The following is a 25,527-nucleotide window of genomic DNA, read 5'->3' as shown; positions in this document are numbered from 1 at the left end:
AGAAATTTTTCCCATACATGAATCCTCTAACTAGGCTGACTGGGGCGTATTCATGGGGGTAAACGAGAAAGTGTCAGTATGTCTTAAAAGCTGACAAACCTTGTTATTACGTGGTTATAGCCGAGAAATTTTGGCTAGTAAAGCCCGTCCAAAGTCTTTTTTCCAAGGTTATTGATAGTCGTCAGACTCAGGACTATATCAAATACCTCGAATCAGACTCAGGGCTATATCAAATACCTTGGCATAACCGGATGTCCAGTTAATTTTTGACCAACTTAAATAGTAGTACGGAGGTAGTGTGACAACAAAAGTATATTCAGCTAAGTATCGCCACCTGAAACAGATTTATCAGCGCGAGATGGGTAAAGAAATTTCAGATATCACTTGGTATCGAGTAGTAGCTTTTCTCAAACAGCGTTTTAGCTTAGATGTAGAATCAGCTTCGGCTCAAAAAATAGTTGAGACATTTGCAGGAATTCGGCGGCGCTACGGTGCGCTAACCCCTGCTAGCAAAGGATTTAATGAGCGCTGGCAAGTTTTCAAGCACTTCTATGAATTAGACGCTAGCTACAACGGCAAGAGTTTTTTAGTAGCGCTGGCAGACTATTTAAAAATCAACCTTGACGACGTACCGCGCAGCACTCGTTACTACTGGTTTGAGAAAGCCGGACTATCTTTCAGCGCTGAAAATATTTACCACAGCAAAGATTTAGCCCTTGTTGCGTTTATTGCTGCTAAATGGGCAATTAACAAGCGTTCGCAAACGATGAAATCCGCAACCATCGAAGTTTTAACACTAGCCCTTTAAGGAGCAATCATCATGTCTGACAAGTTTACTAACAATGTCCGCGCTCGTTTGTACAAACAGGGTTATCAAGGATTCACTAAAGATGATTATACTTTGGCAGCGATCGCTGTCGAGTGTGATGACCTTGACAATCCCACCAAAGACCAATTGAGCCAAGCCGTTGATTATCTCAAAGTCAAATCGACAAGCCAATTATCTGTAACTGATGAACCCGTTGAAGAAACGTTTCTAGTAGGGTCAGAAGATGCACAGCCTGAAGTTGAATCTAATCAGCTTACAGTTGCCGAATCAGAGAATCAGATTGTGCTGAGTGAGCAAGAAAAGCAAGCCCTCGTTGCAGACATTGCACAGGGCGCGGGAATTGAACTCAAAGCGGCGGATGTGAAACAGATTACAGTGTCTATCGCTTCTACCTTCGCATCCAGAAAAGAGTTAAACGAGGCGATTTTTAACGCCCTCGTCCACTTTGCAAGGGAATTCAAGAATCAAGAAGTATCAAAAATCCGACGCAAAGCCGACGAAATCAGGCAGACACTCGCAGAAATGGATGATGTTGCTGGCAGTGAACTGACCCAAATCAAGCAAGCGATGGAGGCCACCGCCCTGGACTACAAAAGCCAGTTTGCAGACCTCGCGTTATCTTTCGCCGGAATCATCGATTAAGCCTGGAGGCAAGCTCACTTACAAACATTTGTTGATTGGGCTTGTGGGGATACCGTTAATAATTGCACTCGCGGCTCCCCTCTCTCAATGGTTTATGACGGAATGTTGCACATACAGGAGTCAAAAACGTGAAGCATATCAAGAATTTGGTCGGCAAGCATGGTAAAAAGCTGAAAGCTAGGGCTGAAAAGTTAGGCGTTGCAGACAACTTAATCATGGGTTGCATCAATGGTGACGATGCAGCGTTGACCAAAGTAGGGGAAATGGGCAACGAGGGCGAACGGATCTTAACCATCATGCCCTACATCACAGATAACCTGTCAGCGTTCATCAAAGGCACTGAGGAATATAACAAAGGACTTGCAGAGATTTACAAGCAAGCTGGTGCGTCTGGTATCGCTCTCGACAAAGCCAGTGCTGATTTAACGATCGCAAATTTAAAGTATGGTCATGAGCGCTCAGAAATCGGATTGAAACTGGCCAGCGACCGCACACTAGAGAATCAGCGCTACAGAGAAAGCATCGACCTAGTTAAGCTCAAGGCTTACATCGACTACCATATCAGCCAAGTTGACCATTTAGCAGCTTCTAAATCGCAGTTAGCCCGACCTGTAAAGGCACAGCTAGACGCTGACAGAACTTATGAGATGGAGAAAGCTAAACACCTACTAACATACGGTGAAAGCTCAGACCTTGATTTAGTACCTCGTAAGTCATTCACAACCAACAAATTAGTGCAAGCGTTCCGCACTGCTGTTTCTACGATTTTCGAGTAGTCAACATAGTTAAATCCCCTACTAAGTAAGCGCTCAGTAGGGGAAATCAAAGTTAGTGATGACAACAATGTTAGATGAACTTGACACCGAATTGCAAAACGGGGACACTGAACAATCACGCTTCTATCAAGACTTTCCTGATACTGCATTTACCCAGGATGAACAAGAAGCTATTAGAAGATTCAAAGCGAAGGAAATTGAAAAGCTTAATCGCAGTCGCGCTGTTCTCAAAGGTATTGAGTCTTGCGGCTGGGGTGTTACTTCCTATTGCTTGGCTAAGTATTTAGTAATAGCTACAGGCTCGGCTGGGCTAATGCCTGCGGTCGCTATTGTGTTGGGGATTAATCAAATAGTTAATCGTGATTTGTTGGAGTTCACCGTAAATAAGTCTCCTGAAGGATGGGTTTTTACGGACATGGACAAGGCGATAAAATTTCTCTTTCAAACAATATTCGGATGCTTCATTTTGTGGACTGCCATCGGTGATTTTTACACCACAATGCAGAACTCACACAAGACTTATGACAACATCAAAGCGACTGTAGAAGATTTTAACCGTCTGCCAGAATCAGACAAAACTATTGTGTTTGTGGTGGGTGCATTAGTCGCAGGTGGTGTTGTTTACGGCATCCACAAATCCAAGTCATGAAGGCTCAACCCCTACTGAAAATTGGTGCTGTCACAGCTTTACTTCTGGGGCTTTTCAGCGCTTATTACTATGGGCAGACACCGCACCCTTATCAGTTTACTGAAGTGCGATTTTGTCCGGTAACAGCTAATAAACGGACAATGAAGTACTATAACAAACCCACACAATCACAATCGGCACTTGATAACAAATACTGTCGTTTCAAGTACAGATTGCTCACAGAAGTATGGAAGTCACGACAGTTTAATGATGTTGTGTCTCTCCCTGATGGTGCTTTCATTACGTCAGATTTGGCTCCATCAGAGAATCCTAGCCTGTGGTTATTAGTCGCACCTGCTTTTGTCTGGATGGGTTATTACTGCTGGGCTGCAAAAGATGAGATTGATAACGAGTCAAGTTTTCAACGTCTCGAATATTTTAAGACAGCTATTAAGCGCCAAGGTTTAATTACTAGGACTGAGCGTGATTTGCAGTCACATGAATCAGCACGGATTTCAGACAAGCATAAGAAGGACATCGACAGACGCGCTGATAATTTGTTAGTCCAAGAACGCTATATCTCTCTTGAGGAATTGCAACAACAGTATCAGCGTCAGTCAGAGCTTGAACATTTACAGTTTGATAACACTAAAAAACAGTTCGCGGTCGCTGACTCCGTAGCTGATAAATCCATTGCTGAAAACAGAAGAGACAAGCGCAAGGCGGACGCAGAAAACATCAATCCCAGTAGTGAAAAAGTATCGGCTCCACAAGGAACGACCGCCCAAGAATTAGTTCAACTATTGAAAAATCATGAGGGTGGCTGGCTATGGGATGTCATCGAATCAACAAAACCAGTTTGGGTACTAGGAGGCCAAGGTAGTGGTAAAAGCAGTTTTGCTGCATCAATTGTTATGTGTAGGAAGGCGATTTTTGATTGGAATATTACATCAATCGTTGACGCTCATGGACATAAGAACAGAGCTAAAGCTTGGAAGTTGTTGATTCCTTTAGAGCCGGAATTAATCGGCGAGCGCAACGATTATTTAGCTATTGGTGAGGCAATGGATGAAGCTGTTCAACGTTGGAGTGACCGCACAGAAAACGACACCCCTATTCAAACACTTTGGGATGAATTGACACAGCTTTCTCTGCAAGATGATTGTAAAGAATCAGTCAAAAAATTTGTGAGACATTCACTTACTGACGTTCGCAAGGCTGCCGAATATCTAGTTTGTATTTCTCATGCTTTTACTAATGCAGCAAGTGGTAATGCTGAGGGTTTTAATGATTTAAGGCAAAGCGAAACTATCCAAATCAAGCGCAAGTCAAAGAACGGTCGCGTACCTCTAAACCATGCTGAAATTAGTGGTCTTTATGATGACGACGGAAATCTGATTGAATCGGAGCGCGTTACAGTTCCAGACTGGTTTTATCCTGATAGCTTGCTCAGATTTATTAGCGCTCGTTAGATAAATATTTCTCGTGAGTCACAAAAACTGAAAACTTTGTCGATTAAAAATAGTGAGGGATTTACATTTATGCACCCAATAGAATTTAAGAAAAAGTGGCAATTAACTTACAACGATTTAGCACTCGTCTTAGGTTACGAAAATGATTTCACTGTCCGTTGTTGGGGGATAAATGGAGGGCACAAGCGCAATCCTCAAAAAGTTGCTTATGTTGCTTGTCGCCTTCTAGATGAAAAATGGTCGGCTGAGGGCAAAGTTATAGATTCTTACCTTTGATAATTTCTCTTTGCGTCTCTGCTAATTAATTACTTGAAATAGGTGAATACTATGCACCCAATAGAATTTAAGAAAAAATGGCAGTTAACTTACGACGAGCTAGCACTTGTTTTAGGTTATCAAGGTGATTATACTGTTCGTTCTTGGGGTACGAATGGAAGACACAAGCGCAATCCTCAAAATGTTGTTTATGTCGCTTGTCGCCTTCTAGATGAGAAGTGGTCAACTCAGGGGAAACTTGTGGATTCTTATCTTTGACTCGCACCCGAATCTCTCATGTCTACAGATAGATGTAGACGCTGTAAAGTTAAGAGTGCTTGTTTACAAGGGTTTTAGGCGCTGATGTTGCACACTCAATACTGCTCGGTCGGGGCTAGTCCTAATAAAAGAGGGGGTTTTGGAGTGTATGCCGGGTGATGATCCTATCTGCCTGATGAGTGGCTTAGTTCCGGCATAGCTCCAAAACCTCCAATGTATTTTCTTATTTCTCAAAAGTAGTTTTGGGTGTTTATGTCAGCTATTGGATTCCATCTGCTTGCCAACATTTTAATTTTTGGCTCCTGGCAATAATTAACGGTTTAAACAATTCATCAGGCGGTGCAGAATTAGAGAAAAAGGTCACAATTCCTAGTTGGTTGACTCATTAAGCATTCACAAGCATTTCAACGGTCAACCGATTGATTTTGGTGATTAATCGTTAGAGAAGCGATTCCTTAGCTGTCAAGAACTGCGGTAGAGCGGGTGGCGGGCCACTCGACCCGCAGGGCAAACGCACGGGTTTTCTGAAAACCTTACTGGATAAGGATCTTGCTCCAAAAATAGGCTAAATTATAAAACGCCCAAACCCCTGCTATTAAAGGATTCTTATACTTTAGATGCGTTTGCCCTGACTCCACCCGCTCTAAACGAAGCGTCCCCAGTTCGTCGGGGCATCATCAGATAATGAGGTTGAAGTAATTTTGATATCCTCACTGCTTCTGTTGATCTGAAGCTCCTACGAAGAAAAAGTTTCAGCTTTAACTTTGATTTTCTTTCATGTTGGGACTCAAGTGTAATTTGATAGTTATGCTAGAGTCTTGCTTAGAACTCACAACATAAGGTATACCTGTTGCACTAAAGTTAAAATTTACTTCAAGTTCAGCACTGTCTACATTAATGTTATAACGCTCCTTAATCTCCTCAAATGACATAGCAATTGGCTTGCAAGCTCTTATGAGTAATGGTCTTATCATGTCAAATGTTTGCTGAACGCTTGAATCCAATTCATCTCCCCAAGTACGTGACATTAGTTGCCCCTCTTTTAATAGTTAAACAATTCCTAGATATAATCTTACGACTGCCTTCGCTTCACGTTTAACATTGGTATTTCACTTAAAAAGTTATCAAATTCACGTATTCCTCTTACAAATGATCCATAGTCTAATAAAAACTTAAGATGAGGGTAATGGTTCAGAACTTCATAAACATTATCGCTTTCAATGATTTGGTCATAAACATCTGGATAATCATATCGCAAAGCAAGTGTACGAAGAGCTGTCAAATTACTAACTGTAGATGATATTGGTAAAGCAATAATCAATTGCAATGATATACTTAACCAGTTGATATATTGTTTTAAGCGTCTTGGGTTAAGAATTTCATTATCGGGTGCCATATTAATAATTTCTATTACTTCATCTATAATATTAAGTTGTTGTAGATAATCCCGAATTATTTTGCGTGTTAAACGAGGGACTTTTAGTTGAATTTGTATAAGCTTTTCTAAATATTTGTATCCAAAATCTTTAGTTAATTTATCTTCTCCATCTGGAAAGCTTACAGTGTTAGTTAACTGGTCAATCGTTACGGAGGAACCATCTGAAGAATTTATAGATATAATTGCATTTGAGTTAGCTAAATTTTGTTTGATATACGCTTTTGCAAGTGACTGTGCAACAACATCTACATCCATTGCTAATATAAATATACAGTTTGAGCTTTCTAAAATAAGTTTTAAGCTCTTTAACATCATTAGTATTTGCTCAGGAAAAGCTCTATCTATATCATCAATAAAAACAATTAAGCGTGACTCATCTTTCCCACTTTCCTGAAGTAGTGTTTCAACAACTTTGCTAAAATTGGTGGGCGACTTAGCCCATTGCCAGAGATATGTACGCAAGTTCTCTTTATTAGAATCCTCATCGGGATCTCCTTGGAGTTCAAATTCACGCAAAATTTCATTATTTATTGTTGAGGTCATATCTTGTAAATTATTCAAATTCCAAGCATTAACCCAGATACAAGCAAAATTTAGCATTCTAGCTTGAGCTTCGATCATCTTAAGAATGCTTGTCTTTCCAGAACCCCACTCTCCATCAATGCAAATCGTTAGAGGAGTTTGGGTACTTTCAGATAGGACAACGTTAGAAATCGTGCGTACTAGCGTATTAAAGTTGAGCAAGTCTATATTTGTAGGAAAATCACTCAATATATCTGGTCTAGGTGATTTCAATATTTCTGCAATTTTCTTAGCTTTCTCTAAAGAAACACCATAGTTTCTAGATAACGTATCAGGGCTATTTATTAGCTCAGTGTCTTTAGGTTGTGCTAAGATAGACATTACATCTTCATTCACATTCATAAACTTTAGCCCCTAAACAGCTATACTTTGCCTTCTGCTATTCCAATTATTAAGATTATTCATATAAGTGACAATTATAGCTTGATTGTTTGTTTTCCAATCATCTATTGCTTTTTCATAGGAAATATCTTGATTAAGTTCAAGACATTTTATCCAATAATGAGAATTGAAAGAAATAGACCAATACTGATTAAAGGCTGCTTCTAAAAAAACTTCTTTGTTTTTTACAAGGTTTTCATCAGAATGAAATTCAACTATTTTAAAATATTCTGATTTCCAAAAATCGTCTAAAAAGACAACATTAAATATCTTAAAACCTTTAACCATATTGCTTTGGTTTTCCCTTGCCAGCTTAATGGCTTTAAATGCTGACTGATAAATTATATCTTTTTCAGCTTTCAATATTTGAAGAACACATTCTTCCCAATAACGCATAAAAGTTTCCTGTGGAACTTTATCAATCATTCCACATAATGCCGGTGTCACTTCTATCCCATTTAGCTCAGGCATCTGATATCCTTGATCTTTCTAAGTAAGACGAGTGATGCAAAACACATTCTGAGCGTTTTTCGTAATGCTCAATTTGTCACCTGTAGTATTTAAATTCAAATTAAATAACTCATTCATCTTTGATAATTGAGGATATACTGAAACTATAGAAATTCCAAACCTTTTCTCAAATTCCTCAAGCTTAAAATCTAGCTGTCCAATTTTCATTAGTTCCGATTTAATTGAAGTTGTGATGTTGTCAGATTTGAGAAATAGCTGGAACAATCCTGGGAAATATTCAGCTAAAATTATTAAACGTACAATATTAGAATTGTAATACTTATAAATTTCTTTTTCATAACTATTTAAAAAGAATAAGTATCTATTTAAAACTCGCTTAATTTTACGGGGATTATTGAAGCGGCATTTTTCTAGAATTTCCCCAAACTCTATAAACATACTCTTATACTTCTCTCGAACACTTTCATTTATTATTAAGCTATTAAAGCGACTTAACACAAATTCGGGAATCTTCTGAATTTGCGGCTCAGGAACATAAAATGAATAATTCAGAATTTTTTCTAGATACTCACGACCATCAACTTCTAAGCCTTTGTACTTTATTCTGATGCCTTGATAAATAATATTAGGATTTAAGCCTAGAATGTAAACGCATCGTTCTACAGATAAATAGTTTTTAATACCTTCTAAAATAGAAATAGTTGTCTCTGGTAAGCACCTATCTAAATCATCTATTATAAACACAAAAACAATTTCATCTTTACTACAAACTTTATCTTTATACAATTCCATTAACGCATTAGAATAGGCATCTAGGAGTTTTGCAAAAGCTTGATTAATCTGGTTGACTTGATCTGCCCATTCACTAAGAATACTTTCTAATTCACTAGATAAACTTTCAGTAGCCTGAACTTGCTTGGTTATATCATCAAGTTTGATAGCTTCACCAGCTAGTCTTTTTGTCGCAACTCTCAAACCTAAATCAGTCAATACAGCAATACTTGCTGTGGCTACTTTAGTAAAATCACGCCAGAACTCATCTTTCATTTCAATACTTTTGAAACGCTTTATATAATCTTGCTTTATGGCATAAAGCAATGGATAAATAATATTAGTCTCATTCTCATATTTCCACGCATTAAACCAAATTGGTATAAAAAGTTTTCTGCCGCTATCTAAATCATTAATAAGCCGATTCTTAAGAAGTTGTAAAATCGATGTCTTACCGACACCCCAATCCCCTAAAACTCCATATACGAAAGGCGTTTGTGTATTATAAATAGAAAGTTTAAGTAAATTAACAAAATCACTAAAACCTAAAAAATCTTCTGTGTCATCACTAATAGCTTCATCTGGTAAAAAACGCATTATCATTAATTTATTCCTTAATGTAAGGAGTTAATTATAAAAAGTATTTCACTTTCATAACGAAGTTTCTCCATTTTATTACTTAATTACTTCAATATCCAAAGGCTAACTTTGGTAGTTATAAATAAGTAAGTTAGGTAAGAAAATCTTTGTAATTTTTCCCCAAACTGGAAAATCACGTTGAAGTATATTGTAGATCACTATAATACATCTTTACGTACTTAAGCATATCATAAAGATACTTTTAACTTAATGGCAGTTTCAGCTTCAAGCTGAACTTGACTATTCAAATGAAAAGATTCCCTAAAAAGGTGATGAATGGGCAAGTTTGAGGGACTTAATAGCGCGAAGAGTTGATTTTAGTGTGCAAAAAAAATGAATGTTTTATACCATTTGTGGGCAATTTAGTAAATCCCTAAACTACGTTACGCAATATTTGTTTACAACGCGTCCCATCTCGCCGTTATTTCGGCAGATACCCTATAAAGTGGGCTAATGCGCCATTGCCTTTTCTTGGTATCGGGAACTAATGATATCAATGCCCTCACCTTGATATTTATGAAAGCGGGACTTTTGTTTTGGAGTTGTACAGACTGGTGTATAGAGAAGTATGGATATTTGCCAAACTTATCAATGGGGGTGAAATGTCGGTTTTGAGGGGTGTGAATGATAAGCGTGGCTTAACTGAGGTCAGTTATGTGGTGGCTATTCACGAAAGCATCAGGGTTTGGGAGAATGGTTAGTGTCCATATTTCGTCGCGTACACCGGACACTATCACCAAGAATAAATGAGGCTACCACCCCCAACTCGTCTACCCAACAAGCATTACAGGTCTAGAGAATACCTTACACCAAGCGAGGTGCGATCTCTACTCGATGCCGCACTTGAGCGCAAAGCTCGTTATGCTCACCGTGATTATACACTGATGTTGCTCATGTTTCGCCACGGTCTGAGGGTGGGGGAAGCTGTAGGGGCTAAGTGCGGTTTAAGATGGGATGCGCTGATGTGGGCCGAACGCCAGATTTTCATCACCAGGGAAAAGGGTAGTGACTCTGGGGTGCATCCCTTGAGAGATGATGAGTTAACTTTGCTCAAAGAACTTAGAGAGATGTTGCCAGATAGCAAATATATTTTCGTTTCCGAGCGTGGTGAGGTGATGTCTACTGATGCGGTGCGAAAGCTGCTTGGGCGACTGGCAGCACAGGCTGGGCTTGATATCAAAGTTCACTGTCACATGATGCGCCATGCTTGCGGTTACTATCTGGTAAATCAGGGTTACAACACCAGGGAAATCCAAGACTTTCTCGGACACCGCGATATCAAACACACTGAAAAATATACAAAGTTAAATGCTAGACGCTTCCTGAATTTTGATTGGGGTGATTTGTGAAATGTCGAGAAATCTATATATGACAACATCATAGAAGCAGCGTTTAAAAGTCAGAATTAAGATAGACAAGCTTTTTACGGAAGCTTGCCTATCTTGTGCGATATACGCTAGTCTGAAAACAACATTTTAATTTCTAAGTCTCTAGTTTGTCAAAAAAGCTAGAGACTTTTTATTGATTATCATTAGGAAATTTCCCTAGATAACTAGCTATTAAAAGCGTACAGACGTTGATAAAAGCCAATCTTGCATCAGAATTGTGAAAAGAAAATCCCAAAAGAGCAAAATAAGAAGTGACCGCTAGAAAATGGGGTATACGGTCAATATAATTAAAGCGCTGCTTTCTACGTGACGCAAAACTAAACTTTTTAACCAAAGAATCAAAAATTTTCATTAGACGTAGTATTGGATAGAACACGTCTAATCTAAGATATTTAACATATCACTAACAACTGTACAAAAGAACTGTACAAGATATAATTATTTAGTCAATAATTGTACATAAAAAAGCATTAACTGCATTGCTAATATATTTAATACTAGCGATAAATTCTATACAGAAAGCCCTATATGAAAAGGTTACGAATAGTTTGAGCTTGATTACAAATTGTCTTTAATACTAGTAATAATACTTAAATTTAACGCTGTTTTTATGTCAAAAACTTATAAAAATATTTTAACTTATAAAAAATATTTTTAATAAACCACCTGCTAAAAATTCAGATAACCCGGTTGAGATAGCCCAAATCAGAGAGAAATTAGAAAGAGAATTTACAAGTTAAGTATCAAATTAAACTATATTCTAAATATAAATACAGTCGTATGCTTACCCCACTTTTTTGAAAAAGCATGGAAAGCATACGAGTATGAACAACGCTATACTTGGAAGTGACTGATGAACAGGTGTTAGGGGCGGCGGCGGCGTTGTCTATTATAAAATTCTATAAAATGATTCCTGGTAAAATGTTTTGACAAGATGATTGTGGGCGTGGATGTCGGGATTTGATAGTTAAACGACATCTCTACAAAGGCTAAACACACAAGGAGTTGTGCCAGGACTGCTATGTTTATCATGCCAAAAAATAAAAGGTATTATCATAAGCCCCAAGAGCTAACTTATACTTAGAACAAGCTTCATTAAAAGCGCCAAATACATTTTAGTTATTCATATATCTAAGAGGAAACTTAAGTATTTACACGGTTATTGTTTTTATAGTACAAGATTACTATAAAAACACTTTTGTTGAAGCAATAAAGTTATGAAAAAATTACCCAAACAAATTTCTGTATCTTTACCTTCAGTATCACTCTATTTAAAAGATATTGAACTTATCGAAGAAATATTTAAAAGCAATTGTAAATCTTACACAATTGTTACTGAAGAATATGAGTTTGAATCTGTAGAAGAATTGAAACAATTAGAAAGTTTAGACTTTGACGAAATAAGGTTTAAATCACAAGATCCGCGAGTTAGTTTGAATATCTCATCTTTATCCACAAGTAGTTTTATATCTGAGGATAATGCAATTTCAACAGGAATACTTACTAAAATAAAAGAGATATTAGAACCTAGAGTTGTTCCATCTATTTCTGAGATTAGCAGTAGGCGGGCAACTCTAAATTTTATAGTTTCAATAGTAAGTCTTATTGTATATTTACAAAATATAATAATAATTGATGTTTTTGTTAAATATATTATATTAATTATCCAGATTGGCTCATTAATTGTAATAAATTCAAATTTAATATTTAAGGCTGATAAAGATAAAATTACTGTAATTATTGCAAAAGATACAAGCAAAAGAACAAATTTCTTTTTAGAACATAAAAATCAAATTAGACTATTAATAATTGGTGGTTTGATAACTTTAGTGGTACAAGTTTTAGTTCAATGGATTAAACAAAAAATATTTAGTCCCTAATAATTATTTAAAAGGTAATTTCATAGGTTTCTATGTCAAAGGCTTTACGAAACTTTACAAAGTGTACCATTTTGCACAAATCTCGGCAGATACCCATATAGATACCTGATAGATACCTGGCTTGAGAAAAGCATTAGGTATTGAGCCAAGATACCTAATCTCAAGTTAATGCACAAAAGAAAGAACTTAGCCCCAACTAAGGTTAAGTTCTTTCTTTTGGTTAAGTTTTCTTGAATAAGTACAAAAATATGTATGATACCAAAGCTCTTAAGGCTTGTTAGGGTCAGCAGAGTAGAAGACGTTTCCACACTCTTGAATTGACATAAATAAAAATCAAAACCCTCATAAATTTTATGAGGGTCTTACTTATGTATGACAAAATCGAGGCGATCGCATTTCTTAAAACTGCCCATAATTTTGCACAATGGGGTATATTTTGTCCAGTGTCATGTGCTGGCGGTGAAATTGACCAAGATAATCTCACTCTTCAATCAAGCGGGTGGTGTCGCCAAATCGACGACAACCCAAAATCTTGGCTATCACCTTTCTATACGCCGTCATCGGGTACTGTTGATAGACATAGACCCCCAAGCTTCCCTGACAACGTTCATGGGGTTGGAAGCGGCTGATTTGTCAAAAACTATTTACGATGCTTTGGTGTCAGAGTCAGATGAACCCATTCCCATTCATCGGGACTTGGACGGTATGGACTTGGCCCCTGCCAACATTTTGCTGGCTAATGCCGAACAAGAATTGATATTTGCTGAGTTGAGAGAATTTCGACTCAAAGAGGTACTTGCTCCTGAGTTGGACAACTACGATTTTATTTTGATTGACTGTCCTCCCAGTTTGGGAATTCTTAGTCAAATTAGCCTAGTTGCCTCGACTCATGTTTTAGTCCCCATTCAGTGTCAGTTCAAAGCATTGAAGGGAACAGACTCGCTGTTGAAAACATTGGCAAGAGTGCAGCGCAAGCTGAATCGCTCTCTGAAGATAGCGGGATTTTTCCCGACAATGTACTCTGCTGCTAATTCCCTAGACCAGAGAACTCTTGAATCAATTCATGAGCAACTGTCAAGTTTAGCAAGGATATTTCCCCCCCTACCTCGCGCTACAGCAGTGGCAGAAGCTGCTGAATATGGTAAACCTTTAGCATTATGCCCTAATAAAAATCCTGCTATTCTCCGTATTTTTGACGAGATAGCACAAGCAATGGAGGAGATATAAATGAGTACCAGACGCGCCAGCCAACCACCTGCTGCTAGAAGCAAACTCAAGAACGTCGCGCTGTTCAAAGATGATGATGAGTTGACTTCTTCTACAGTGCAATTGGATAAGATTGTCCTTCCTGCTACTCAACCTCGGCGTTATTTTGACCCCCAAGCGATGCAATCCTTGGTGGAATCGGTAAAGCAAAACGGCATCCTCCAGCCTTTATTGGTCAGACCTGCGGGGGATAAGTATGAATTAGTGGCAGGAGAGCGCAGATATCGGGCAGCACAAACAGCAGCTTTAACGTCAGTGCCTGTAAACGTGCGGGAGATGTCAGATGAGCAGGCGGTACAGTATGCCCTGACTGAGAATCTCCAACGGGAGGACTTAAACCCAGTTGAAGAAACTGAAGGAACCTTGCAACTGTTGGCATTGCGATTGGGATGCGAGACAGCACAAGTGTCTTCTGTACTCTACAGAATGGACAATGAAGCCAAAGGAAAAATTACCCGAAACGTTTCGGGTAATTCCGAGGCAGAAATAGTAGAAAAAGTGTTCGCGGAATTGGGAAAGATTAGCTGGCAATCATTTGTCCGCACCAGACTACCACTGTTGAAACTGCCAGAGGATATTTTATCAGCCCTGCGTGCAGGACAAATTGAGTACACCAAGGGCAAGGAGATTGCCAAGCTGACATCAAAAGAAGAAAGAATTGAACTCTTAGAAGCGGCAATTTCGCTCTCTTTGCCCCTTTCCGAAATTCAACGGCAGGTCAAAGCTAAACAACCATCTGTCACACCTCCAGCACTGCAAAGTCGTTTAGAAGCTACATACAAGCAAGCGAAAAAGTCAAAGGTGTGGGACAATCCCCAGAAGCAGAAGAAACTAGAATCTTTGTTGAAAGAGTTGGAAGCTTTGATGGCTGATGAGGGGTAAATGCCAGATAATAATGTTAGATAAAGACTAGCTATGAAAAGGAAATATGGCTGCTATAACAATTAATATTACAGAGCAGCAACTGCAAAAATTGCAGTCATTAGCGCAGAAGTTGGGTATCTCGACTGAAGAATTGTTATCTGCCTCTCTAGAAGATTTGTTAAACTACCCAAAAAGTGAGTTTAACCAAGCCGCTAGTTATGTACTGCGAAAAAATGCTGAACTTTACCAGCGATTAGCATGATTCGCTCGATTGTACTTGTTGAAGTTGTCGAACTTCCAAAATGAAGCTAAAGGGAAAATTACCCGAAACGTTTCGGGTAACTGAGTCATACTCCCAGTACGAAATATTTTATTGTTTAAGCTGCTCAATCTCTATAATTGCCCATTGCTTGCAATGATTATCGAGTATAAAATGTGAGACTGCGCGGCTCACCTAGTTACTTGCACTCTACCGGATAAGACAAACACAAATGATCTCAGGGGAAATTAAAAGTCAAATAGATAAAATCTGGGATGCCTTCTGGTCAGGTGGTATCTCCAATCCCCTCGAAGTCATTGAGCAGATTACTTACCTGCTGTTTCTGCGTCGCCTCGATGACCTGCATACCCTAGAAGAAAACAAAGCTAACCGACTCAAGCGCCCGATGGAACGGCGGATTTTCCCAGAGGGGATTTTCCAAGAGGGACTAGATATCAAAAAACGTGACTACGATGATTTGCGTTGGTCGAGGTTCAAGCACTTTGCAGCGCCGGAGATGTTTGCTGTAGTCAACGATCATGTTTTCCCTTTCCTGCGGACTTTGGGTGGGGATGATTCGACTTACGCGCACCACATGAAGGATGCCCGCTTCACGATTCCTACTCCGGCGCTACTGTCTAAGGTGGTGGATTTGCTAGATGGTGTACCGATGGAAGACCGGGACACCAAAGGCGACCTCTACGAATATATGTTGGGCAAGATTGCCTCGGCTGGACAAAATGGGCAGTTTCGCACGCCGCGCCACATTATTCGGCTGATGGTGGAACTGACTGCACCCAGTCCGGGGGATGTGATCTGTGATCCGGCTAGTGGTACTTGTGGCTATCTCGTGGCTGCTAATGAATATCTGCGGGAGCATCACCCGGAAATTCTGCGCGATGCCAAGCTGAAGGAACACTTTCATCATCAGATGTTTCACGGGTTCGACTTTGACAATACCATGCTCCGTATTGGCAGTATGAATATGCTCCTGCATGGGGTGGAAAACCCGGATGTGCGTTACAAAGACTCGCTGGCACAGGAGCATTCGGGTGATGAAGAATCTTATACTCTTGTGCTGGCTAATCCCCCTTTTGCTGGGTCGTTGGACTATGAGAACACGGCTAAGGACTTGCAGGCGATTGTTAAAACCAAGAAGACTGAGTTGCTATTCCTGGCTCTGTTTTTAAGATTGCTCAAACCTGGGGGACGGGCTGCGGTGATTGTACCGGATGGTGTGCTTTTTGGCTCTTCTAAAGCACATAAGGAACTGCGCCGCCTGTTGGTGGAGGAGCAGAAGCTTGATGCTGTGATATCTCTGCCGGGTGGTGTATTTAAGCCCTACGCGGGTGTTTCTACTGCGATTTTACTATTTACTAAAACTAACTCTGGTGGGACTGATTTTGTTTGGTTCTACAATGTGAATGCTGACGGGTTGAGTTTGGATGATAAAAGAGCGCCTTTGCTTTCTGAAGATAAATTAGGTGCTGTACCTGCGGCTTTGCTAACAGCAGAGGAGCATACTAAGAATAATCTGCCGGATGTGTTGAGTCGTTGGCAAGTGCGGAATACTACCGAACGAGAGCGGCCGCGCACGGCTCAGAGTTTCTGTGTACCAAAGGTTGATATTGCGACTCAGGGGTATGACCTCAGCCTGAATCGTTATAAGGAAGTGGTACATGAAGAGGTGGAACACCGCGCACCCAAAGACATCCTCGCTAATTTGGCAAAGCTGGAGGCAGAGATTCAGCAGGGGATGAAGGATTTGGAGGGGATGTTGGGATGAAGAATCTCTCTACATCATGGGCAGAGGTTTCACTAGGTGAAATTTGCGAGTTCAAATATGGTAAAAGCTTACCTGAACTCAAACGAACTGGAGGTAATATTCCAGTGTTTGGATCAAACGGGATTATTGGGCAGCACAATGAAGCAATTACAGATGGATCTACCATCGTGATAGGACGTAAAGGTTCGTTGGGGGAGGTCAATTTCTCCAATGTTTCCTGCTGGCCAATTGATACTACCTACTACATTGACAAAAGCGCTACAGATACTGAACTCAAATGGCTTGCTTACCAGTTGTCGGGTCTGGGTCTAACAAAACTTAACAAGGCGGCGGCAGTTCCGGGGTTAAATCGTGAAGACGCATACCGCCAGCGACTCTTACTCCCCCCCTTGGAAGAGCAGAAGCGGATTGCGGAGGTACTCGATCGCGCCGAAGAAATCAGGTCTAAACGTCGGGAAGCGATCGCACAACTCGACTTCCTCACCCAAGCCATCTTCATAGAAATGTTCGGCGATCCAGTATTAAATGGTTGGGCAATGGAAACAATTGCTGAGATAGTTCATCCGAGTAATGGATCAATTAGGACGGGGCCATTTGGAAGCCAGCTTCTTCATAGTGAGTTTGTAGAGGAAGGTGTAGCAGTGCTAGGTATTGATAATGCTGTTGCAAATGAATTTCGATGGGGTGAACGCAGGTTTATTTCTGAGTTGAAGTATCGCGGACTGAAACGCTACACTGTCAGCCCTGGGGACGTGATCATAACAATTATGGGGACGTGTGGAAGATGTGCTGTTGTTCCAGACAGTATACCAGTTGCCATTAATACAAAACACCTTTGTTGTATTACTCTCAACCAGGATAAGTGCTTGCCACGTTTTCTCCATGCTTACTTTCTCTTACATCCGATTGCTCGGCAATATCTTAATCAGACAGAAAAAGGGGCGATCATGGCAGGATTAAATATGGGCATCATCAAGTCTATGCCTATTTTTATCCCTCCCCTCTCTCTTCAAAAAGAATTTGCCCATCGCGTCGAAGCTGTAGAAAAACTCAAAGCCGCTCACCGCGCCTCACTGTCAGAACTTGATGCCCTCTTCGCCTCCCTCCAACATCGAGCATTCCGAGGAGAATTATGATATGAGCGCCATGCTGACCGAATTTACCCTCGCCAACTTCAAAAGTTACAGTACAAGCCGATTGCCCCTTGGATCGCTAACCGTACTAATCGGAGCCAATGCCGCAGGCAAAAGTAACGCCCTTGAAGGTTTGCGCTTTCTGTCATGGCTAGCACAAGGGCAAAAACTCTCCAGCATTCAATATGCGGTGAATAGTGCAGAGCGCGTTGTACGCGGTCGAGTAAATGACTTGTGCCATCGGGGAGAGTCAAATTTTACCATTGGTTGCCGTTTAGACTACCCAGACTGGAACCAACTCGATATAACCCTGAATGTACGTGACGGAGAACTGCACATCAGTAGTGAGCGAATCGTTGGCTCGACAAGTCAAGTGCCGCTATATGCCCTAGATCAGCCTTCTCAAGGAGTAGGGACTGATGTTGGTGTCGCATATAACAACTTTACAAGGGGGAAGAACAAGCCACGAATAACGTGCAGCGATCAGATGGCTATATTCGTGCAATTAGACACCCCTGCCCATTTTGATGCAAAGTACCCCATATCCCAAAAGATAATTCCTGATACCGTCCGCGAATATCAACGAATTTTAAAGAACATCCTGTTTCTAGATCCCGTTCCCGCCAGAATGCGCGAGTACAGTTTCAAATCTGATAAGCGATTACAAGAAGATGGTACCAATCTTTCCAGCGTCCTGTATCGCTTGTGGGAGAACCAAGCCGAAAATCAACAGGCAATTCTCAACTTTATCCAGAGTCTACCAGAACAGGCTATAGATGGGCTAGATTTCCTTTTCGGCCCACGGGATGAAGTCATGGTGCAACTAGCAGAAACCTTTGGCAATACCCGTCGCTATTGTGAGGCCGCATTATTATCCGATGGCACTTTGCGGGTGTTAGCGATCGCGGCGGCTATGCTATCAGCACCCGTTGGTAGTTTAGTGGTAATTGAGGAAATCGACAACGGCGTTCATCCCAACCGCGCCCAGCATCTACTCGCCAGCATCCGGGATATTGCCGAGCGGCGGAAATTGCGGGTGCTGCTTTCTACCCACAACCCAGCCTTAATGGATGCCTTACCCGATGCTGCCCTCGGTGATGTAGTATTTTGTTTCCGCAATCCAGAGTCAGGAGATAGCCGCCTTGTACGGCTTGGGGAGATGTACGATTTCCCCAGTCTGATATCTCAGGGGCCGCTCGGTCAACTGGTAACTGCTGGGGTAGTGGATCGGTTTGTCAAGTCGCCGCACACACCTGAAGACAGAAAACACCAAGCTTTGGAATGGCTGTCTCGTTTGCAGGAGTACGGCAATGAGTAGTATCTGTCTGATAGATACCAGCATATTCCTCGAAATACTCAACGTCCCCAACTATAATCAGCATAGAGCATTAGTCCTCCAAGATTTTCAGACCTATGCTCAATCTGGCTGTACTTTTTTGTTGCCTATGGCGACGATCCTCGAAACAGGCAACCACATTGCCCAGAACGGTGACGGCACAATGCGAAGGAAAACCGCCAAACGTTTTGTTGAAGAAGTTAAAAAAGCATTCACAGGCGAAGCTCCCTGGAAACCTACTACATTCCCGAACACCGCAGAGATATTGGAGTGGATTGACGACTTCCCCGATCTGGCTGGCAGAAATAAAGCTCCTCTTAAGTCAGAAGGAACCAGCTTTGGAGATATGAGCATCATTCAGGAATTTCGTAAGTCCTGTAATCTTTTCCAAATGAGTGAAGTGTTTATCTGGTCACTAGACAGCGATTTACAGAATTATCACCAAAGGGGAAAATAACTTAACCATCTCTAAGGATTGCTCAGAAGCGATCGCCGAAGTCCGAACGGAAGTTTAGGGAGTGATGTAGCTTTGGCTGACCGCAGGGTGGGAGATGAGGGAGAGATTTTCATGCTCTTGTTACGGGATAAACAGCCCGTGGGGTTCTAACTTTAAGTCACAAAAAATACCGAATATAATGTATTTAAATTGACAAAAGCTTTATTAATTTAATGAGCCAGTTTACATTCCTCCAAGCTGAATTCTCCGCAGTTTACGAATCCGCAAATAAAGCTTTTAGTGCAGTATATCCCGACCCCCGTACCGCCTGCTTTTATGCCCGTCGTGCCTTGGAGTTAACCGTAAACTGGTTGTATCAATACGATAATTCCCTAGAACTGCCCTATCATGACAACTTGAGCGCCCTGATTCATGAACCCACCTTTAAAACTTTGGTAGGCGAGGCAGTATTTAACAAAACACGGGTCATTATCAAACTGGGTAATCAAGCAGTCCACAGTGCCAAACCCGTCCCTGTCAACGATGCCATAAACGCAGTACGGGAATTTTTTCACGTTGCGTACTGGTTAGCACACACCTACGGACGTAGTAGCAAACCAGAACCGGGGCTGACTTTCAACCCGGAAGCACTGCCCAAAACTGCACCAGTGCCTAAACAAACCATTGAGCAACTCCAGAAACTAGAAACCCAACTGCGCGATCGCGACGAAAAACTCTCAACACTTCTCGTTGACAAGAACGCACTGGATGAAGAACTAAAGCGACTGCGGGCAGAGATAACAGCAGCCAAGAAAGCCAGCACTACCCAGCCAGATACCCACGACTATTCTGAGGCACAAACCCGCGATATCTTCATCGACCTGTTGTTGAAAGAAGCAGGGTGGGCGCTCGATCAACCCCGCAACCGCGAGTTTGAAGTTACAGGGATGCCCAACGCATCGGGTAAGGGTTTTGTAGACTATGTACTCTGGGGCGATGATGGTAAACCCCTGGCGATCGTAGAAGCCAAGCGCACCCGAAACGACCCCCGCATCGGGCAGCAACAGGCTAAACTATATGCCGATTGTCTAGAAACGCAGTTCGGTCAGCGTCCAATAATCTTCTACTCCAACGGTTACGAGCATTGGCTGTGGGATAATACCAATTACCCACCGCGACAGGTGCAAGGATTTTACAAAAAAACCGAATTAGAATTGCTTGTACAGCGCCGGACTACCCGCAAATCTTTAGCAGAAGCCACCATTAAGGCTAGTATTGCCGAACGCTATTATCAAACTCGTGCTATTCGCCGCATTACCGAAGCCTTTGAGCGCGATAAAGACCGCAAAGCCCTGATAGTCATGGCTACAGGTGCAGGTAAAACCAGAACAGCGATCGCATTGGTAGAGATGCTGATGCGTTGTAACTGGGTCAAACGCGCACTGTTTCTAGCAGACCGTGTAGCCCTGGTAAATCAGGCAATAAATGTATTTAAGAAACACCTCCCTGATGCTGCACCAGTTAACTTGGTAACAGAGAAAGATACCGAAGGACGAGTGTTTGCTTGCACCTATCCCACCATGATGGGGCTGATTGATGATACCCGCGACGGGCAGCGTCGTTTTGGCGCAGGGCATTTTGACCTAATAATCATTGATGAAGCCCATCGCTCGGTCTTCCAGAAATACCGCACCATTTTCAACTACTTTGATTCTCTCTTGCTGGGACTGACCGCCACGCCCAAGGATGAAATAGACCGCAACACCTACGGACTGTTTGACCTAGAAAACGGCGTACCTACCGATGCCTACCAGCTAGAAGATGCTGTAAGTGATGGCTTTCTCGTACCACCCAAAGCTGTATCAGTACCGCTTAAGTTTCAACGCCAGGGGATTAATTATAATGAACTTTCTGAAGCAGAGAGGGAAGAGTGGGACGCTCTGGAATGGGATGACGAAGGCAACGCACCGGAGCGCGTGGAAGCAGAAGCTGTCAACAAGTGGCTATTCAATCAAGATACTGTAGACAAGGTACTAGCGCATTTAATGACCAGAGGGCTGAAAGTTGCTGGTGGCGATCGCCTGGGCAAAACTATTATCTTTGCTAAAAACCAAGATCATGCCAATTTTATTGGTGAACGGTTCAATCTCAACTATCCGCACTTTAAAGGTGAGTTTGCCCGCGTTATTACCTTCAAAACCACATATCCTCAAACCCTAATTGATAGCTTTTCCAACAAAGATAAGGAACCCCATATTGCTATCTCGGTGGATATGCTTGACACTGGGATTGACGTACCAGAAGTAGTTAATCTGGTGCTGTTTAAACTTGTACGCTCCAAAACCAAGTTCTGGCAGATGGTAGGACGGGGAACCCGTCGCTGTCCCGATTTATTTGGTATAGGAGAAGATAAGCAATTTTTCTACTTGTTCGACTATTGCCAGAACCTGGAGTTTTTTCAGCATAATCCAGAGACGACTGATGCCCCAATAGGTAAATCCTTGGGCAAGCAGTTGTTTACTGCGCGATTGGAGTTAATCACAGAGCTAGATAAAAAAGTCGTTGAGGTTGGCAGTACCACAATCAAAGCACCTCAAGTCTCCGACTCTGAACCAAAGACCGATGCAGAATTGCGCCACCAAGTGGCTAATCTACTTTACACAGAAGTTGCTGCCATGAATAGTGAAAACTTCGTAGTACGTCCTAAGCGACGACTGGTAGAAAAATATGCTAGTTCCGAAGCATGGGTATCGCTATCCGATGAAGATTTTAGCGCACTGAGCCAAGAAGTAGCTGGTCTACCCTCCCAATTGGAAGCGGAAGCAGAAGAGACAAAGCGGTTTGATGTCCTAGTGTTGAAGTTACAATTAGCAATTTTGCGATCGGAGCCTGCCTTTGAGCGTTTACGAGAACAGGTGAAGTCACTTACCTCTTTGCTAGAGGAGAAATCAGCTATCCCATTATTACGGGAGCAGTTGCCTTTGATCCAGGATGTACAAACCGATGAGTGGTGGCAGGACGTGACACTGCCCATGCTAGAGGTACTACGCAAACGCCTGCGGGGGCTAGTAAAGCTGATTGAGAAACAGAAACGCCAACCCATTTACACCGACTTTGAGGATGTGATGGGGGATGAAATAGCAGTGGAGTTACCTGGCTTTACATCATCGGATAACTTTGAGAAGTTCCGAGCTAAAGCAAGGGCTTTTTTGCGATCGCATCAGTATCATGTAGTTATCTTCAAACTGCGGAAAAACTTGCAACTTACTTCATCCGACCTGTCTGAGCTAGAGAGCATATTGGCACAGAGCGGTGTGGGTGAGGCGGAGGATATCGTCCGTGCGAAAGAACAGTCACAGGGTCTGGGTTTGTTCGTTCGCTCCTTGGTGGGGCTAGAACGTGAGGTAGCCAAACAGGAACTCGCTAGGTTCCTATCTGGAAAAAAGCTTAACTCTAATCAAATTGAGTTTGCAAATATGATTGTGGACTACCTAACTGAACATGGCGTAATGGATGCTGCGCTCCTCTATGAATCCCCATTTACTGACATTACACCACAGGGGCCAGATGGACTATTTACCTCGTCCCAAGTGGACGAATTGGTTTCTCTGCTTGAATCCGTTTATGCGCGGGCAGTAGCGTAGAAATAAGTTAGGAAAACGTTGAAGGCAGGCACGCATCTATATTGATTGTCACTTCGCTTTTGGCTTCCATACCTTACCCCTGGCTCATCATCAATGAACTTTTTTTCGTTCCTGATTTTATCAGGGCTTTAGAAAACTTCGCATACTAAACATTATTTAACTAAAAGGCATTTATAAGGCAATACGGTTCAGTTAAGGCTAAAAACCTTATTAGTGATGTTAAATCTCGGAGCTTCGACTCGTTGTCCAGTACCTCTGTGTTTTAGCTTTTTGGAACGAAACTTGGATACAGGCTTTTTCACAACCCTGGGATTAGTACGGTTAACTCGTTGCGGTAACAACGTATCTAGAATCTCCACAGTTAACCAATCGAAAAAAGGGGTAATTCTTCTGGTTGTAAGTGTTGAAATTTAGGAATAGCACGACGAATAACCCGTAATGTTCCTGTAAAACTCAAACGTAAAGGTGGAACCCCAGCACTGGTTGCGGCTTGAAACATTAACATCCTTACTGACCAATGTCCCAATAACCAGCCATATACTTCCTGCACTACTTCACGTGGTTTTTGGGAACGGACATGAGTTTTTCGTCCTAAAAGGTGTATTTTCAATTCATCAATTGTATTTTCTACTTCCCAACGCTGATGATATTCTTTAGCTAACAACTCTGCCGGGAATTTTTCAATATCTAATAAGCTAGTAATCAATCGATATGTGATTTGTTCACTAGGGTTTTCTGGATGCTCAATAGTATATTCAATAACCCGTACTTTGAGGGGTTGACAACCCTTTTTTCGTAATTTTCCCGATGGGTAAATCCATGATAGATAAGAGCCGTCTTCCAGAGGTTTTTCTGCAAAGAATTTAACATTGGCAGGTATTCTGCCCAAATAATTGCAACCTTTAGAAACTGTTGTATGTACCATTTCGTAAGAATGCAAGCCCCTATCCCACATCAGTAACATTCCTGTTGTAACTGAGCGTAGTAATTTTAACGCCCTTACTCGCTCTCCAATCCGATAAGGACACATCAGCGCATCGAATATTAAGTGCGTTCCCGCTTCTACCAATATGACTAATCTGACTTTTGGAAATGCTGCTTGCGTTCCAGGACGGCTACTAGGACGACCAAAAACTCTTGCATTCTCATCACTGTCTGGGACATCAAAACAGGTACCATCAATCACCACAATTCGTAGTCCATTTAGAAATGCACCTAGAGTTTCATCAGTCGCCATTGGCCGCACTAATTGGTGAAATAATCGGCTCATTACTCCAGCACCTAATCGCTGCCGAGCCTGGGTGATAGCTGATTTACATGGCACTCGCCAGTATTTGCCAATTTTTATCCATGTCTCTGACATCCCATCAATTAGGTTTTTCAGTACATCCCGCATTGAATCTCTCGACCAAAAGCTCATTGCAACTAGCAGACAAATTACCAAATGCGCTGGTAAAGAACGATTTCTTTCTTCACTAGCTTTGCTTTTTACGATCGCTTTTTCAATTGCCGTTGCAGGTATAGCTATCTCAATCGCTTTTAGCAAATCGCTACTTTGTATCGTTGGAGACAATAGTGAAAAATCTTTCAGATGTACCACAGTCAATTTCCAGGCTTGGGAATAATCCTTAATTTACCTGACTTTGAGGCTTAACTGAACCGTATTGATTTATAAGGTATTTACAAGGATTTTTTGAAAAATGGCATTTGTAAGGTAAACCAATGGCATTTCAATGGTATTCCAATGGCAAATATAAGGATTTATTTGCACCTTCAACACTGAAAATCACCGTTTTTTACAAAATCCTTCTTTTTTGCCAAAAATAAGGTAAAACAATGGCATCCCCAAGGTATTTACAAGGTAAACATAAGGTAAATCTAAGGATTTAGACCCCAAAAACCTCATTTACCACCCTAATTTCTCCGCCAAAAATTCCTGACCAAAACTATCGCACAGTACGCAAAAAAGTTTGTCAAGTTTTTACTATACTTCCACAATTTCAGGATTTAAGAACTCGTGGCTCGGAGTCGGCGCAGCGAAGTGGCTCTTGCGGGCTTGCAGGAGCTAGTTGGGGTTTTTGGGATAAACCCTCGAAAAGGGGGATTATGAAAAGTGAGTTTTGACGCTATCACCCTATAACTCTTGCCAGATAAGATTCTTGGCTAAACCCCGTCTCAGAAAGTGTCCAATTTGAGACAAGTCTGAATTATGTCTCTTTACGTGTCTCAAAATACCATTCTTAGATCGTCTAAGAAATAGTGATACTCTTCACCCTGACTAGCTTTCACTAATCGCGTACTAATCAAAAGAGTGAAGTAAGTAATCAAACAAAATTAATTACACAAATCAATATACAATATGATCTAGGATT

22 protein-coding genes are annotated in these 25,527 nt (G+C 41.4%); 17 read left to right on the top strand and 5 right to left on the bottom strand.

Annotated features, from left to right (window positions below):
• The first annotated feature begins 298 nt into the window (after positions 1–298).
• The 7 genes from ABF638_RS23100 (at position 299) to ABF638_RS23070 (ending at position 4,881) form a co-directional block, all read left to right on the top strand.
• Positions 299–808, top strand: coding sequence for a hypothetical protein (locus tag ABF638_RS23100; RefSeq protein ID WP_435025302.1), 510 nt, complete (start codon positions 299–301; stop codon positions 806–808).
• A gap of 12 nt (positions 809–820) precedes the next feature.
• Positions 821–1,471, top strand: coding sequence for a hypothetical protein (locus tag ABF638_RS23095; RefSeq protein ID WP_435025301.1), 651 nt, complete (start codon positions 821–823; stop codon positions 1,469–1,471).
• Between the two features lie 128 nt (positions 1,472–1,599).
• Positions 1,600–2,247 carry a hypothetical protein gene (locus ABF638_RS23090; protein WP_435025300.1) on the top strand — a complete coding sequence of 216 codons (648 nt, stop codon included), beginning with the start codon at positions 1,600–1,602 and terminating at the stop codon, positions 2,245–2,247.
• Between the two features lie 58 nt (positions 2,248–2,305).
• Positions 2,306–2,896 (top strand): hypothetical protein, encoded by a 591-nt coding sequence (locus tag ABF638_RS23085; protein ID WP_435025299.1) that lies wholly within the window; start codon positions 2,306–2,308, stop codon positions 2,894–2,896.
• Positions 2,893–4,347 (top strand): hypothetical protein, encoded by a 1,455-nt coding sequence (locus ABF638_RS23080; RefSeq protein ID WP_435025298.1) that lies wholly within the window; start codon positions 2,893–2,895, stop codon positions 4,345–4,347. The genes ABF638_RS23085 and ABF638_RS23080 overlap by 4 nt, the downstream gene beginning before the upstream one ends.
• A gap of 69 nt (positions 4,348–4,416) precedes the next feature.
• On the top strand, positions 4,417–4,623 hold the full coding sequence (locus ABF638_RS23075; protein ID WP_435025297.1) for a hypothetical protein: 207 nt from the start codon (positions 4,417–4,419) through the stop codon (positions 4,621–4,623).
• Positions 4,624–4,674: 51 nt separating this feature from the next.
• Positions 4,675–4,881 carry a hypothetical protein gene (locus ABF638_RS23070; RefSeq protein ID WP_114085451.1) on the top strand — a complete coding sequence of 69 codons (207 nt, stop codon included), beginning with the start codon at positions 4,675–4,677 and terminating at the stop codon, positions 4,879–4,881.
• Between the two features lie 758 nt (positions 4,882–5,639).
• Here the strand turns inward: ABF638_RS23070 and ABF638_RS23065 are convergent.
• Genes ABF638_RS23065 through ABF638_RS23050 form a run of 4 tightly spaced genes read right to left on the bottom strand, consistent with a single transcriptional unit; the run spans position 5,640 to position 9,127 of the window.
• The gene (locus tag ABF638_RS23065) at positions 5,640–5,909 is read right to left on the bottom strand and encodes a hypothetical protein (RefSeq protein WP_435025296.1); all 270 of its coding nucleotides are present in this window, start codon (positions 5,907–5,909) and stop codon (positions 5,640–5,642) included.
• 44 nt (positions 5,910–5,953) lie between these two features.
• Positions 5,954–7,243 (bottom strand): KAP family P-loop NTPase fold protein, encoded by a 1,290-nt coding sequence (locus ABF638_RS23060; RefSeq protein WP_435025294.1) that lies wholly within the window; start codon positions 7,241–7,243, stop codon positions 5,954–5,956.
• Positions 7,244–7,255: 12 nt separating this feature from the next.
• Complete coding sequence (locus ABF638_RS23055; RefSeq protein ID WP_435025293.1) at positions 7,256–7,753, bottom strand: hypothetical protein; 498 nt, start codon at positions 7,751–7,753, stop codon at positions 7,256–7,258.
• An 18-nt stretch (positions 7,754–7,771) separates the two neighbouring features.
• On the bottom strand, positions 7,772–9,127 hold the full coding sequence (locus ABF638_RS23050) for a KAP family P-loop NTPase fold protein (RefSeq protein ID WP_435025292.1): 1,356 nt from the start codon (positions 9,125–9,127) through the stop codon (positions 7,772–7,774).
• Between the two features lie 782 nt (positions 9,128–9,909).
• Between ABF638_RS23050 and ABF638_RS23045 the strand changes: the two genes are divergently transcribed.
• The 10 genes from ABF638_RS23045 to ABF638_RS23000 all read left to right on the top strand — a co-directional run bounded on the left by ABF638_RS23045 (position 9,910) and on the right by ABF638_RS23000 (position 23,155).
• On the top strand, positions 9,910–10,512 hold the full coding sequence (locus ABF638_RS23045; RefSeq protein ID WP_435025291.1) for a tyrosine-type recombinase/integrase: 603 nt from the start codon (positions 9,910–9,912) through the stop codon (positions 10,510–10,512).
• Positions 10,513–11,768: 1,256 nt separating this feature from the next.
• On the top strand, positions 11,769–12,431 hold the full coding sequence (locus tag ABF638_RS23040; protein ID WP_435025290.1) for a hypothetical protein: 663 nt from the start codon (positions 11,769–11,771) through the stop codon (positions 12,429–12,431).
• Positions 12,432–12,896: 465 nt separating this feature from the next.
• Positions 12,897–13,658, top strand: coding sequence for a ParA family protein (locus tag ABF638_RS23035; RefSeq protein WP_152592978.1), 762 nt, complete (start codon positions 12,897–12,899; stop codon positions 13,656–13,658).
• A complete protein-coding gene (locus tag ABF638_RS23030) occupies positions 13,659–14,579 on the top strand; it encodes a ParB/RepB/Spo0J family partition protein (RefSeq protein ID WP_435025289.1) in 921 nt (306 codons plus the stop codon).
• Between the two features lie 46 nt (positions 14,580–14,625).
• Positions 14,626–14,823 (top strand): DNA-binding protein, encoded by a 198-nt coding sequence (locus ABF638_RS23025; protein WP_435025288.1) that lies wholly within the window; start codon positions 14,626–14,628, stop codon positions 14,821–14,823.
• A 229-nt stretch (positions 14,824–15,052) separates the two neighbouring features.
• The gene (locus tag ABF638_RS23020; protein ID WP_435025287.1) at positions 15,053–16,606 is read left to right on the top strand and encodes an N-6 DNA methylase; all 1,554 of its coding nucleotides are present in this window, start codon (positions 15,053–15,055) and stop codon (positions 16,604–16,606) included.
• A complete protein-coding gene (locus ABF638_RS23015) occupies positions 16,603–17,742 on the top strand; it encodes a restriction endonuclease subunit S (protein ID WP_435025286.1) in 1,140 nt (379 codons plus the stop codon). The genes ABF638_RS23020 and ABF638_RS23015 overlap by 4 nt, the downstream gene beginning before the upstream one ends.
• A gap of 10 nt (positions 17,743–17,752) precedes the next feature.
• Complete coding sequence (locus ABF638_RS23010) at positions 17,753–19,057, top strand: AAA family ATPase (protein ID WP_435025308.1); 1,305 nt, start codon at positions 17,753–17,755, stop codon at positions 19,055–19,057.
• On the top strand, positions 19,050–19,532 hold the full coding sequence (locus ABF638_RS23005; protein ID WP_435025285.1) for a type II toxin-antitoxin system VapC family toxin: 483 nt from the start codon (positions 19,050–19,052) through the stop codon (positions 19,530–19,532). Before ABF638_RS23010 ends, ABF638_RS23005 begins: the two co-directional genes overlap by 8 nt.
• 212 nt (positions 19,533–19,744) lie before the next feature.
• Positions 19,745–23,155 (top strand): DEAD/DEAH box helicase family protein, encoded by a 3,411-nt coding sequence (locus ABF638_RS23000; RefSeq protein WP_435025284.1) that lies wholly within the window; start codon positions 19,745–19,747, stop codon positions 23,153–23,155.
• A 361-nt stretch (positions 23,156–23,516) separates the two neighbouring features.
• Here ABF638_RS23000 and ABF638_RS22995 read toward each other — a convergent pair whose 3' ends face one another.
• Positions 23,517–24,662 carry an IS4 family transposase gene (locus ABF638_RS22995; RefSeq protein ID WP_435025307.1) on the bottom strand — a complete coding sequence of 382 codons (1,146 nt, stop codon included), beginning with the start codon at positions 24,660–24,662 and terminating at the stop codon, positions 23,517–23,519.
• Between the last annotated feature and the right edge of the window lie 865 nt (positions 24,663–25,527).

This window comes from Nostoc sp. CALU 1950 (assembly GCF_051172895.1).
Classification (GTDB): Bacteria; Cyanobacteriota; Cyanobacteriia; order Cyanobacteriales; family Nostocaceae; genus Nostoc; species Nostoc edaphicum_A.
This window is presented reverse-complemented; position numbering and strand designations above follow the sequence as displayed.

Bases quoted from the DNA above. Each gene is read 5' to 3' on its own strand.
- ABF638_RS23095 (WP_435025301.1), top strand. From the start codon at position 821: ATGTCTGACAAGTTTACTAACAATGTCCGCGCTCGTTTGTACAAACAG.
- ABF638_RS23085 (WP_435025299.1), top strand. From the start codon at position 2,306: ATGACAACAATGTTAGATGAACTTGACACCGAATTGCAAAACGGGGAC.
- ABF638_RS23080 (WP_435025298.1), top strand. From the start codon at position 2,893: ATGAAGGCTCAACCCCTACTGAAAATTGGTGCTGTCACAGCTTTACTT.
- ABF638_RS23075 (WP_435025297.1), top strand. From the start codon at position 4,417: ATGCACCCAATAGAATTTAAGAAAAAGTGGCAATTAACTTACAACGAT.
- ABF638_RS23070 (WP_114085451.1), top strand. From the start codon at position 4,675: ATGCACCCAATAGAATTTAAGAAAAAATGGCAGTTAACTTACGACGAG.
- ABF638_RS23065 (WP_435025296.1), bottom strand. From the start codon at position 5,909: ATGTCACGTACTTGGGGAGATGAATTGGATTCAAGCGTTCAGCAAACA.
- ABF638_RS23060 (WP_435025294.1), bottom strand. From the start codon at position 7,243: ATGAATGTGAATGAAGATGTAATGTCTATCTTAGCACAACCTAAAGAC.
- ABF638_RS23055 (WP_435025293.1), bottom strand. From the start codon at position 7,753: ATGCCTGAGCTAAATGGGATAGAAGTGACACCGGCATTATGTGGAATG.
- ABF638_RS23050 (WP_435025292.1), bottom strand. From the start codon at position 9,127: ATGATAATGCGTTTTTTACCAGATGAAGCTATTAGTGATGACACAGAA.
- ABF638_RS23045 (WP_435025291.1), top strand. From the start codon at position 9,910: ATGAGGCTACCACCCCCAACTCGTCTACCCAACAAGCATTACAGGTCT.
- ABF638_RS23040 (WP_435025290.1), top strand. From the start codon at position 11,769: ATGAAAAAATTACCCAAACAAATTTCTGTATCTTTACCTTCAGTATCA.
- ABF638_RS23030 (WP_435025289.1), top strand. From the start codon at position 13,659: ATGAGTACCAGACGCGCCAGCCAACCACCTGCTGCTAGAAGCAAACTC.
- ABF638_RS23025 (WP_435025288.1), top strand. From the start codon at position 14,626: ATGGCTGCTATAACAATTAATATTACAGAGCAGCAACTGCAAAAATTG.
- ABF638_RS23020 (WP_435025287.1), top strand. From the start codon at position 15,053: ATGATCTCAGGGGAAATTAAAAGTCAAATAGATAAAATCTGGGATGCC.
- ABF638_RS23015 (WP_435025286.1), top strand. From the start codon at position 16,603: ATGAAGAATCTCTCTACATCATGGGCAGAGGTTTCACTAGGTGAAATT.
- ABF638_RS23010 (WP_435025308.1), top strand. From the start codon at position 17,753: ATGCTGACCGAATTTACCCTCGCCAACTTCAAAAGTTACAGTACAAGC.
- ABF638_RS23005 (WP_435025285.1), top strand. From the start codon at position 19,050: ATGAGTAGTATCTGTCTGATAGATACCAGCATATTCCTCGAAATACTC.
- ABF638_RS23000 (WP_435025284.1), top strand. From the start codon at position 19,745: ATGAGCCAGTTTACATTCCTCCAAGCTGAATTCTCCGCAGTTTACGAA.